Origin of the sequence: Pandoraea captiosa, from assembly GCF_902459775.1 — a bacterium.
In the GTDB taxonomy this organism is placed as follows: Bacteria; Pseudomonadota; Gammaproteobacteria; order Burkholderiales; family Burkholderiaceae; genus Pandoraea; species Pandoraea captiosa.
On the sequence record NZ_CABPSQ010000006.1, the window covers coordinates 24,471 to 36,873 of the forward strand.

Below are 12,403 nucleotides of genomic sequence, written 5' to 3' on the forward strand. Positions count from 1 at the left end.
AGTGGCGGGAGTGGCGGGAGTGGCGGGAGTGGCGGGAGCGAAGGATGCCGCCGACGCCACGCCGCACGCCAACACCATCGAGCCGATGGCGCCCGCCGCCTTCGCTGCCGACGCCGAAATCGAGCGCGCGCTTGATGCCATCGACATCGATGGCGTGACGCGCGAATTCAAGTCGCAGGACGCCTTCGTCTATATGGAGAAGTTCCTGCCGGCGTCCGTCACGGCGCAGTTGATCGCCGCAGCGCGGGCGGTCACGCCCAACGTCAACCGGAATTACCTGCCCGGTCACAAGCAGGGAGGCAGCGTGAGCCGCCATACGCTCGACGAGCTTGCCCCGTTCGTGGCCGAGTTGTACCGCTCGCCCGCCCTGATGCGATTTCTGGAGCGTCTGGCCGGTGAGAAACTGCTGCCGTCGCCGCAGGACGACCCGCACGCGTACGCGCTGTATTACTACACGCGTCCGGGCGATCACATCGGCTGGCACTATGACACCTCCTACTACAAGGGGCGCCGCTATACGCTGCTGCTCGGCGTAGTGGATCAATCGAGCTGCAAGCTTGAGTATCGGCTGCACACGCGCAATCCAGGCGTGCCGCAAGTCGATGGCGCCGTGGCGTATCCGCCGGGCGCGCTGGTGTTCTTCGACGGGGACAAACTGCATCACCGGATCACGCCGCTCGGCGACAACGAGGAGCGCATCTCGCTCACGTTCGAGTATGTGACCGACCCGCGCATGGGCACCTGGCAGCGCTTCATTTCCAACATGAAGGACGCCATTGCCTATTTCGGTTTCCGGCAAGTGTTTCGTCAGGTTTTGGGACGGACGAAACGCTAAATGAACCGAACCGCTATCGTCTCACTCACCCTCGGTTTCGCCCTTTTCGTCGCCCTGCTGATCTGGCAGGGCACGGGCTCGGTGATGTCCACGCTGGCGATCGCCGGCTGGGGCCTGCTGCCGATTGCCGCCTTCCACCTCCTGCCGCTCGTGCTCGACGCAGCTGCCATTCAGGTCCTGGTGCCGAAGTCGTGTACGCTCGGGCGCGCCACGCTGACCCGCTGGGTCGGTGAGTCCGTCAACAGCCTGCTGCCGGCCGGTCAGATCGGCGGGCCGATCGCGATGGTGCGTCAGATGAAGCAGCGCGGCATGGCCGGTCGTGAAGCCGCCGCCGCCATCACCGTCAGCACCACGCTGCAAGCCGTAGCGCAAATCGTCTTTGCGCTGCTGGGCCTGGCCGTGTTCGGCATCGGCGCGTCGCACAGCGCGGGCGACAGTCTGTGGCTGCCGATGGTGCTCGCCACGGCGCTCGTCTCCGCCCTGTTATATGCGTTCTACGTCGCGCAACGTCGTGGCATTTTCGGCTGGGCATTTCGCATGCTCTCGAAGATGTCGTCCAAGCGGGACTGGTCGTCGCTGCTCGATCGTGCCGACGCCGTCGACGAGATCGTGCAGCGCATGTACGGCCATCGCCGTCAGGTCCTGGCCAGCTTCGCGCTGAGCCTCGTGGGCTGGATCGTCGGCACCGCCGAGGTCTGGCTGATCCTGCAATTCATCGGGCATCCGGTGAGCTGGGTCGACGCCCTGCTGCTCGAAAGTCTCGGGCAGGCGATTCGCGGCGCTGCCTTCTTCGTGCCGGGCTCGCTCGGCGTGCAGGAAGGTGGCTATCTGCTGCTCGCCCCGCTCGTGGGTTTGCCGGCCGACGCCGCGCTTGCCCTGTCGCTGGCCAAGCGTACGCGCGAGCTGTTGCTCGGCGTGCCGGGCCTCGTCTATCTGCATTTCTCCGAACGTGGCTGGCGCCGCCAACGCGCCGCGCAACAAAGCGTGTCGCTGCCGACCGCCACGGATACTGCACCGCTCTAAAGAAGGAAATCGACCATGCGGGCCATTATTCTCGCAGCAGGCATGGGCCTGCGTTTGCTCCAGCCCGAAGACCAGCAGTCGCCCAAGTGCCTGTTGAAGTTCGACGGCATGTCGCTGCTCGAGCGCCACCTTCGCATGTTGGCCGCGGCCGGCATCACGGACGTCGTGCTCGCGCTCGGTTTTCATCACGAGCAAGTCAGCCGGGAACTCGACCGTCTTAACTGGACGCCGCGCCCCAGGATCTACCTCAACCCGGAATTCAACCTGGGCAGCGTGCTGACGCTGCATGTCACGGCCGAGGCGATGACCGCCGGGGGCGACGTGCTCGTCATGGACGCGGACGTGCTCTACGACCAGCGCATTTTCAACGCGCTCGTTGCGGGCAAGACCGCGAACCGCCTGCTGATCGACCGCGATTTCGAAGTGGGCGACGAGCCGGTCAAGCTGTGCCTGCGTGATGGCGTGCCCGTCGAGTTGCGCAAGCAGGTCATGGTCGGTCTGGAATACGACACGGTGGGCGAATCCGTCGGTTTTTTCCGATTCAACGAGGCCACGGCCGCGCGTCTGGCGGAGATCACGCGCGATTACGTCGAATCGGGCCGCGCCAAGATGCCGCACGAAGAAGCCGTGCGCGACCTGCTGCTCGAGCGCGGCGCGCAATTCGAAACGGCCGATGTGACCGGCTTTCCGTGGATCGAAATCGACTACCCTGAAGATGTGAAGCGTGCCGCCGAGGAAGTGCTGCCGCAACTTGAACCGCTCACGATGGTGTCCGAATGAACGCTCCCGACGCATTCTCCCTCCCGCCGAGCGCGACACGCGCGGCGCAGTTGCGCGCCATGCTGCGCAGCAACCAGCTCGAATTTCTGATGGAAGCCCACAACGGCATTTCCGCACGCATCGTGCGTGAAGCAGGCTTCAAGGGCATCTGGGCCTCCGGCCTGACCATCTCGGCGCAGTTCGGCGTGCGCGACAACAACGAAGCGAGCTGGACGCAGGTCGTCGACAACCTCGAATTCATGGCCGACGCCAGCGATCTGCCGATCCTGCTCGACGGCGACACCGGCTATGGCAACTTCAACAACATGCGACGTCTGGTGCGCAAGTTGGAGCAACGCGGTATTGCCGGCGTGTGTATCGAGGACAAGGTCTTCCCGAAGACGAACAGCTTCATTGGCGGCGAGCGTCAGCCGCTGGCCGATATCGACGAGTTCTGCGGCAAGATCAAGGCGGGCAAGGATTCGCAGGCGGATGACGACTTCTCGATCGTCGCCCGCGTCGAAGCGCTGATCGCCGGCTGGGGCATGGAAGAAGCGCTGCGCCGCGCGGAGGCTTATCGTCAGGCCGGCGCCGACGCAATTCTGATCCACAGCAAGCTCAAGCGTGCCGACGAAATCGTCCAGTTCGCCCGCGAATGGGACAACCGCTGCCCGCTCGTGATCGTGCCGACGAAGTACTACAGCACACCGACCGACGTTTTTCGTGAAGCCGGCATCAGCCTCGTGATCTGGGCGAACCACCTCCTGCGCGCAGCCACCTCGGCCATGCAGAACGTGGCCGCCGAGATCTATCGCAACGAAACGCTCGTGAACGTCGAAGATCGCATTGCGACCGTCGACGAGATCTTCCGCCTGCAGGACGCGGACGAGTACACCCAGGCCGAAGACCGCTACCTGTCTGCCGCCAACGCGCCGCGCTCGGCCATCGTGCTCGCAGCGAGCCGCGGCAAGAACCTCGAGAGCGTGACGACGGATCGTCCGAAGGTCATGTTGCCGGTCGCCGGCAAGCCGCTGTTGCGCTGGCTGGTGGACGGCTTCAAGAAGCAGAACGTGAACGACATCACCGTCGTTGGCGGCTATCGCGCCGACGCCATCGACACGGCCGGCATCACGCTCGCGATCAACGAGCGGCACGCCGAGACGGGTGAGTTGGCCTCGCTCGCGCGTGTGGCCAACGCCTTCGCGCAAGACACCGTGATTTCGTACGGCGACCTGCTGTTTCGCAGCTACATCGTGCGCGATCTGGTCGAGAGCGACGCCGACTTCACCGTCGTGGTCGATTCCACCGCCGCACCAGCGGCCAATGCGGTCAATGCGGCCAACGCCAGCGTGCGTGACTTCGCGTACTGCTCGTCGGGCGACGATCGCGGCCTGTTCGGCCAACAAGTGCGGCTCGAGAAAATCAGCGGTGAGAGCTCGGACGCCGGTCGCGCCCCGAACGGCCGCTGGATCGGCCTGCTCGGCGTGCGCGGCGAAGCCGGCCGTGCGCAACTGCAACGCGTCTTCGCCGCCTTGCAGGCGCGCGCCGACTTCGACCAGTTGGGCATGCCGGAACTGATAAACGCGCTGGCAGCCGATGGCGCCAACATCGAAGTGCAATACGTGCATGGTCACTGGCGCGGCGTGAACGACATGGAAGAGTTCCGCCGTGCGGCAGACTTCGCCCATGGTCAGACGCCGCTGGCCGGTGTTGCTCCGGAGACGCAAGGTGATTGAGGCAGGACAGTTCGTTGAAGCCGCGCGCGAGCACGGCTTCACGTGGTACACCGGCGTGCCGTGCTCGTTTCTCACGCCGTTCATCAACTACGTGTTGCAAGACCCGACCCTGCACTACCTGTCGGCCGCCAACGAGGGTGATGCCGTCGCCATCGCGGCGGGCGTCACGGCAGGCGTCGGCAGCCGCGCACGCGCGGTGACGATGATGCAGAACTCGGGTCTCGGCAATGCCGTGAGCCCGCTCACGTCGCTCACATGGACCTTCCGTCTGCCGCAGTTGCTGATCGTAACGTGGCGTGGCCAGCCGGGCATCACCGATGAGCCGCAACATGCGCTCATGGGACCGATCACCCCGGCCATGCTCGACCTGATGGAGGTGCCGTGGGAGTTGTTCCCCACCGAGCCCGATGCCATCGGTCCGGCGCTGGCGCGAGCGGTGCGTCACATGGACGAGACCGGCCGCCCCTACGCACTCGTGATGCAAAAAGGCAGCGTGGCGCCGTTCCCGCTGCAACCTGCCGAGCGCCCGGCACGACCGGCACAACCCGCGCCGGTGTCCCTCATGCGCGGTGTCGCGCCATCGGAGATGCCTACGCGGCGCGACGCCCTTGCCCGCGTCATCGCGCACACGCCGCTCGACGGCACCGTGGTGCTCGCCTCGACCGGCTTTTGCGGACGCGAACTCTACGCGCTCGACGACCGCGCCAACCAGCTTTACATGGTGGGCTCGATGGGCTGCGTGACAACGCTCGCGCTGGGCCTGGCACTGGCACGTCCCGACCTGCGCGTGGTCGCGCTCGACGGTGACGGCGCTGCGCTCATGCGCATGGGCGCGTTCGCGACGTTGGGCGCTTACGGTCCGTCGAACCTCGTGCACCTGCTGCTCGACAACGCGTCGCACGACTCGACCGGTGCACAGGCCACGGTATCGCCGACGGTGTCGTTCGCCGGGGTGGCCGCTGCGAGCGGGTATGCGCTTGCGCTCGAAGGCGACACGCTCGATGTCATCGAACGACTGTTCGACGGCCGCAGCGCCAGCCTGAACGATGGCCCCCGCTTCGCTTGCCTGAGCACCCGTCCGGGCACACCCGACGGCCTGCCACGTCCGAGCGTCACGCCGGAAGCCGTCAAATCGCGTCTGATGGCCCACATTGCACACCACGCTCAGGCGCCGGCCTGAGCGCCCCCCTTTTCCCTTTGAACGACATCTGCCGAGGAAGCTTCGCCATGCTGTTACTGAATCCGGGCCCCGTTACGCTGACCGAGCGCGTTCGCAAGAGCCTGCTGCAACCCGATCTCTGCCACCGCGAGCCTGAATTCTTCGACCTGCAAGACGAAGCCCGTGCGCGGCTAACCGCCGTCTACGGACTGGATCCGGCGGTATGGACGCCGGTGCTCATGACCGGTTCGGGCACGGCGGCAGTCGAGAGCATGACCGCCGGCCTCGTACCGGAAAACGGTCGCCTGCTGATCGTCGAGAACGGTGTGTATGGCGAACGCATCTCGCAGATCGCCAAGCAGTACCGTATCGAGCACGACGTGATCCATTTCGAATGGATGGAGGCGCCCGATCTGGCGCAGATCGTCGCCAAACTGGATGCGTCGAGTGAGCGCCCGTACACGAACGTGGCGATCATCCACCACGAAACCACGACGGGCCGCCTGAACGACCTGACGGGCATTGCCCACGCCTGCCGCGAGCGCGGCATCGACCTGCTGGTCGACGGCGTGAGCAGCTTCGCCGCCGAGGCCATCGACTTCAACGATTCGGGCATCGTGGCGGTCGCCGCGACGGCCAACAAGTGTGTGCACGGCGTGCCGGGCGTGTCGTTCGTGCTCGTGCGCAAGGACGCGCTCGCCAAGGCGCACAGCCGCACCTACTACCTCGACATCGCGCGCCTTGCGAAGCTGCAAGCCGAGCGCAACACGCCCTTCACGCCGTCCGTGCAGGCCTACTACGCGCTCGTCGAAGCCCTGCGTGAACTGGACGACGCCGGCGGCTGGCAAAAGCGTCATGCACATTACGGCGCACTCGCTGAACAGGCCCGTGCCGGTCTGGCTGCGCTGGGCATCGACAGCGTGCTGCCGCCGAACGAATCGTCGGTCGTGCTGCGCGCGTACAAGCTCCCGGCGGGTGTCGACTACCCGCGCCTGCATGACTGGCTCAAGGCCGACGGTTTCGTGATCTACGCCGGCCAGGGCGGTCTGTCGAAGGAACTGTTCCGTATCTCGACGATGGGCAACCTCACCGCCGCCGACATCGATCGCCTGCTGGCCTCCTTCGCCAGACTGGTGAAGTAAGCCTCGGGACGCACGCCAAGCCATGACCGATTTGCTAGCCAGCCTCTCATCCCCGACCGAACTGCGCGCCCTGTCGCGCGCCGAATTGCGACGTGTGGCCGAAGAACTGCGCGCCTGCGTGCTCGAGAACGTCTCGCGCACCGGCGGGCATCTGTCGTCGAACCTGGGCACCGTCGAACTGACGATTGCGCTGCATTACGTCTTCGACACGCCCAACGACCGGATCGTATGGGACGTAGGCCATCAGACCTACCCCCACAAGATTCTGACCGGCCGGCGCGAAGCGATGCCGACGTTGCGTCAGTGGCAAGGGCTGTCGGGCTTTCCGAAGCGCGACGAATCGCCTTACGACACGTTCGGCACCGCGCATTCCAGCACGTCGATTTCGGCCGCGCTCGGCATGGCGCTGGCCAGCAAAGTCAAGGGTGAGAAGCGTCACGCGATTGCCGTGATCGGCGATGGCGCGATGACGGCAGGCGAAGCGTTCGAGGCGCTGAACAACGCGGGCGTCTATGACGATCTGCCGTTCCTCGTCGTGCTCAACGACAACGACATGTCGATCTCGCCGCCCGTGGGTGCGCTCAATCAGTACCTCACGCGCCTGATGTCCGGCCAGTTTTACTCGGCGGGCAAGGAAAGCGTGCGTGAGCTGCTGCGCAATGCGCCCGCGCCGATGCGCGAGCTTGCCCACAAGCTCGAAGAACATGCGAAGGCGATCGTCTCGCCGACCGGCACCATGTTCGAGGAATTCGGCTTCAATTACCTCGGCCCTATCGACGGTCACGACCTCGACGCCCTCATCCCCGCGCTGGAGAACATCAAGGCGCTCCGAGGCCCGCAATTCCTGCACGTCGTCACGCGCAAAGGCCGCGGCTACAAGCTCGCCGAGGCCGATCCCGTGCTGTATCACGGCCCGGGCAAATTCAATCCGAGCGAAGGCATTCGTCCGGCCGCCCCGGGCACCGTCTCGGCGAAGACGTATACGCAGGTCTTCGGCGAATGGCTGTGTGACGCTGCGGCGGCAGACCCGCGCGTCGTCGGCATTACGCCGGCGATGCGAGAGGGTTCCGGTCTGGTCGAGTTCGAGAAGCGCTTCCCGGATCGCTACTACGATGTCGGCATTGCCGAACAGCACGCCGTCACCTTCGCCGGCGGGTTAGCCACGGAAGGCCTCAGGCCGGTCGTGGCGATTTACTCGACGTTCCTGCAACGCGGCTACGACCAGTTGATACACGACGTGGCCTTGCAGAACCTGCCCGTCGTCTTCGCGATCGACCGCGGCGGTCTGGTCGGTGCGGACGGCGCGACGCACGCGGGCGCCTACGACATGGCTTACCTGCGCTGCGTGCCGAACATGGTGGTCATGGCACCTGCCGACGAAAACGAGTGCCGTCAGATGTTGCAGACGGCGCTGGGCATCGAGGGGCCGAGCGCCGTGCGCTATCCGCGCGGCACCGGCCCGGGTGTGAAGACCGAAACCGGTCTTTCCACGCTGCCCGTGGGCCGGGCGCAGACGCGTCGCCAAAGCGCCGCCCCGGCGGGTCGTCGCGTGGCGATTCTGGCATTCGGCTCGATGGTCGCGCTGGCGGAACAGGTCGCGGGCGACTTCGACGCCAGTGTGGTCAACATGCGCTTTGTGAAGCCGCTCGACGAGGCTGCCGTGCTCGACATGGCCCGCACGCACGATCTCGTCGTGACGCTGGAAGAGGGCGCCGTGATGGGGGGTGCAGGCACGGCGTGCATCGAAGCCCTGAATGCGAACAACGTGCTGGTACCGGTGCTGCAACTGGGCCTGCCCGACACGTACATCGATCAGGGAACGCCCGCGCAGCAACTCGCCTCCGTCGGCCTCGACGCGCCGGGTATCGCCGCATCGATTCGCCGCGCGCTGGCCGAGCGGCTGGGTGGCAAGGTCGAAGCGGTGTAACGGGTCCTGATGTCGCCCGTCATGCGTGCGGTGTCCGACACCGCGCATCGGGCACATCACCAGGTGTACTTGACGCCCCCGCGCACCGCGAGTTGCCGATAGTCCTGCTGTCCCCACGATCCCGACACGTTCGCCCAGCCGGTCCAGCGCTTGCCGAGCAAGGCGTTGATCCCCAGCTTCGCCTCGAACCGATCGCGCGGGTACATCGTGCCCAGCGGAAGTGAGTTGAACGAGACCGAACTGTCGGTCGTCGTGCGCCACCAGTTGAACGTGAAATACGGCTGAAACCGGCGCCCATCGTCACGCACCCAGGTGCGGTGCGTGCGAATGCCGAGTCTCGTCACGAGGCCTGACGAGTTGGCACCGCCGACTCGCGTGCCGTTGGGCTCAGTGAAATCGTTCTCGTGATAATCGATGTAGATGATCTGCGCCTGGGGCTCCACGACCCAGTCGTCGCGCAGCGGAATCGCATAGCCCGCTTCGCCCGACACCGCGACGCCACCCGCGTGATAGCGCGCAGCATCGAGCGTGTCGCCGTCGACACGATTGTTGAACCACCCGATTTGCGCCCAGGTGTCGACGTACGCGCCAAGCTTGTGTTCGTCGTTCTGATACCACGTGGCGTAGGCGCCGAGACTCCAACCCTCCACCTTGCCCTGCGCGTGCGCCGGGTTCCCCTGCGCCGTGGCGTTGCTGTTGGCCGTGCCGTAACTGAGCATGCCGCCAACGTGAATCCGGTCGGTCTCGCTCAGCATCGACCAGTCGGCGAATTCGAGACCGCCATGGAGCAGGAATGCGTTGGTGCGCACATTGAATAACCCGTTCGCGCTCTGCGAGCGCTCCCACCGCCCGACCATGCGCAGCCAGCCGGATTTCGGTTTGTCGGACGCTTCGTCGTCCGTGCGCGTCATGTTGAAACCCTGCTCGTTGACGTACTGCGGTTCGCCGAGCCGGTCGTGCAGGCTGTGCACGAACATCTGCCCCGCGAGCCGCTGATTTGCCAGATACGCCGCGATTTCCGGCCGGTAGAGCGGCGCGGGATCCGGTTCGCGGTCCGAACGCAGGTACCAGACGTTGGTGCCCGAGCCGTCTTCGGCACCACGGAACAGACGATATTCGTACGGGCCCGCCACGACGCGACGGTCCAGCGTAAATGCGCCGCTATCGCTTGCCGATGGCGCCGTGCTCAGAATGTCGACCAGGGCGATGCCGTTTCCCGTCGTCAGTGCGCCATCGCCACCCACGTTGTTCACGCGTATTCGTGTCGCACCACCGCTGCCCGTGGACGCGGCATCGACGACCAGCATGTCCGAATGGCTGTTCGCGCCGCCTTCGTTGAGCACGCTGTTGAGCATCAGGCGACCGCCATTGGAGATGTATTGCCCGCCGCCGTAAGTGCCGGCGGTCCGGGCGCCGGAGATCACGAGCACGTTGCCGGCCACGCTGTTGCCGCCACCGCTCACGTCGACGATGCCGCTGTTAGTGAAGCTGCTCACGCCCAGCAATTGCCCCTGAACGGGGCCGCCCGCTGCGGGCATATTGACCTGCTGGCCGAGCGGCAGATACGCCCCGGTCGCGTCGAATGTGGTGACGCCGCTCGCCGGTTGTGCCGCGAGCGACAGGACACCGTTGTTGACGATGGCGTTGCCCGCGCCTGCCCCGAAGTCGTTGGTCGCCACGCGCCAGGTGTCTCTGAGGCCGCCGCCGGTGGTGTCGGCATAGTTGCGAAGCACCCACGTGCCGGTGTTGTTGAGCGTCGTCGTTGCCCCGGTGGCCGTGACCAACCCCGTTATCTGTCCGCTGTTCTCGACCGACAGGCGTGTGCCCGCAGCACTGGCGTCGCCACGAATGGCAACGTCGCTCAACGCCTCGATGCTCCCTGCGTTGGCGACCGATTGGGCGGCCCCGCTGACCTGAATCCCGGCGCTCGTTCCCCAACCGGCCGAGATGGCGCCCGCGTTATTGACGCTCACGCTGCCGGTCGTCGTTTGCGCATCGATGCCGGAAGAACCCGTGCCAACGGTGGAAATGGCGCCAGAGTTGCTCACGGACACCGTGCCGCCGCCCGAGGAATTCGCCCAGATGCCCTGTGCGTCGGATGCCCCTGACGTCTGAATCGGACCCTCGTTGACGATGTACTGTCCGCCCGTGCCCGTCGTGGTTCGAATGCCCTGTTGCCGATCGCCACGTGCGCGCAGCGTTCCCGTGCTGGTGACGAAAACGTCGCCAAATCCCTGACCGCCGAGATAGGCATTGCTTCCCAGAATCGCCGCACCGCGTCCATTGACGTCGATCAGTGGGCCTGTGTTCTGAATCACGACGTCCGCCCCTTGGCTCAGCCCCTGGATACCGAACGATCCGGTGCCGGTGCCATCTCCGCCCCCGGCATCCGAATGCGTGATGATCGTGCCCTGAGAACGAATGGTGACGGTGCCGTCCACGGCGCCGGTCGTCGCATAGATGCCATTGGCGTTCGAGTTGAAGGTCTCGATGCGCGCGCCGGTGTAGGTGATGTCGACGTTGCCCGCCGTCGCGGCGTCGATCCGGATGCCGCCGGCGCCATTCCCGTGTGCTTCGATGGAGCCGCCGTAGTTCACGCTCGTGTGCCCGCTTCCCGCGCTCACGATGATCCCGTAGCCGCGCCCCGCCGTGGGACTGCCTCGCACGAGAATGTCGCCATTGCCGGTCACCGAGACCTCGCCGGTGCCCTGCGAGAGCACATAGATGGCGCGGGAGCCCGTGTCGTCGGCGGTCGTGCCCACGGAAATCGCCCCGCGATTGTCGATCGAGACGGCCCCGTTGCCCGTCGTGCCGTTCGTGACATAGATGCCGTGCCCGCCGCCGCCGGACGTATCGATGTTTCCCGAGTTGACGATCGTCACACTCCCGCCGGGCGATACGCCGCGAATGCCGAACCCGTTCACACCATTCGTCGTCAGCGAACCGCTGTTTTGTATCGTGACGTCGCCGCTTGTCGTCTCGGCGAACAGGCCGAATGCATTTCGCCCGATCGCCTGAACACGCGCGGCATTGTTGATCTGCGAACTTCCGTTGACCGACCGGGTGTGAACGCCTGCATGGTTACCCTGCGAAGACGTGTCGGTGTTGTCGACCACGAACGTCACGCCGTTACCCACCTCTGCCAGGGCGTTGCCGCTGCCCGTCGCCTTGATCCAGACGCCGTTGCCACCGGCAACCGCGATGTTGCCGGTACCACTGTGTGTGACCTGCGCGTTGCCACCGCCGCTGGCGTTGATGTCGATGCCGTCATGTTCGTTGCCAAGCACGCGGTTATCTATCGTCAGCGTCGTGCCCTGTGTAACGACAACGGAAGATGAACCGGCCGTTGCATTGGCAATGGCAACGGCATCCAGTGCGGCGCCGGCGGCCGTGACGGAATTGACGCCACCGTCGATGACAATGCGTGCGTCTGACGCCGGCGCCGTCCCGCCGGGATTCGTGATTTGCGTGTAAATGCCGTTTAACGCCGAGGGTGGCGACGTCGATATCGCCGTTCCGGTGACGCTCAACGTTGCATTGGCGCCAACGCCCGTGGCGCGCAAGACATGCCCGGCCGTGGTCGAGAAGGAGGTATTGGCTGTCGTGGACAGACTCGAAGCCACGCCGGTCGCAGGCTGACAGAAATAGCCGGAAGTATATTGCCCCGCGGGAATCACGCCGCACAACGCAGTCTGCGCATGTCCGTCAGGACTGGCGACCAGCAGCGCAGCCGCATTGGTAATGGCAAGCGCAGAGATAGGACTACGAAGCAAGACGTTCGGTACTGCCCGGTGCACCACACGACAGAATCGCATTCGCCCC

General features: G+C 65.3%; 8 protein-coding genes. 7 read left to right on the forward strand and 1 reads right to left on the reverse strand.

Features of this window, described 5'->3' with window-relative positions; translation table 11 throughout:
* The first annotated feature begins 85 nt into the window (after positions 1–85).
* Genes PCA31118_RS16485 through dxs form a run of 7 tightly spaced genes read left to right on the forward strand, consistent with a single transcriptional unit; the run spans position 86 to position 8,581 of the window.
* Positions 86–835 (forward strand): HalD/BesD family halogenase, encoded by a 750-nt coding sequence (locus tag PCA31118_RS16485; protein ID WP_425495372.1) that lies wholly within the window; start codon positions 86–88, stop codon positions 833–835.
* Positions 836–1,858: a flippase-like domain-containing protein gene (locus PCA31118_RS16490; RefSeq protein WP_150626222.1), complete on the forward strand. Its 1,023-nt coding sequence runs from the start codon at positions 836–838 to the stop codon at positions 1,856–1,858.
* A 15-nt stretch (positions 1,859–1,873) separates the two neighbouring features.
* Complete coding sequence (locus tag PCA31118_RS16495) at positions 1,874–2,638, forward strand: phosphocholine cytidylyltransferase family protein (RefSeq protein WP_150626223.1); 765 nt, start codon at positions 1,874–1,876, stop codon at positions 2,636–2,638.
* Positions 2,635–4,353 carry a phosphoenolpyruvate mutase gene (gene aepX / locus PCA31118_RS16500; RefSeq protein WP_150626224.1) on the forward strand — a complete coding sequence of 573 codons (1,719 nt, stop codon included), beginning with the start codon at positions 2,635–2,637 and terminating at the stop codon, positions 4,351–4,353. The genes PCA31118_RS16495 and aepX overlap by 4 nt, the downstream gene beginning before the upstream one ends.
* Entirely contained in the window at positions 4,346–5,533 is a 1,188-nt protein-coding gene (gene aepY / locus PCA31118_RS16505; protein ID WP_150626225.1) for a phosphonopyruvate decarboxylase, read from the forward strand. Before aepX ends, aepY begins: the two co-directional genes overlap by 8 nt.
* Positions 5,534–5,580: 47 nt before the next feature.
* A complete protein-coding gene (locus PCA31118_RS16510) occupies positions 5,581–6,654 on the forward strand; it encodes a 2-aminoethylphosphonate aminotransferase (RefSeq protein ID WP_150626226.1) in 1,074 nt (357 codons plus the stop codon).
* 22 nt (positions 6,655–6,676) lie between these two features.
* Entirely contained in the window at positions 6,677–8,581 is a 1,905-nt protein-coding gene (gene dxs, locus PCA31118_RS16515) for a 1-deoxy-D-xylulose-5-phosphate synthase (protein WP_150626227.1), read from the forward strand.
* A 56-nt stretch (positions 8,582–8,637) separates the two neighbouring features.
* Here dxs and PCA31118_RS16520 read toward each other — a convergent pair whose 3' ends face one another.
* Entirely contained in the window at positions 8,638–12,396 is a 3,759-nt protein-coding gene (locus PCA31118_RS16520; RefSeq protein WP_150626228.1) for an autotransporter outer membrane beta-barrel domain-containing protein, read from the reverse strand.
* Positions 12,397–12,403 lie beyond the last annotated feature (7 nt).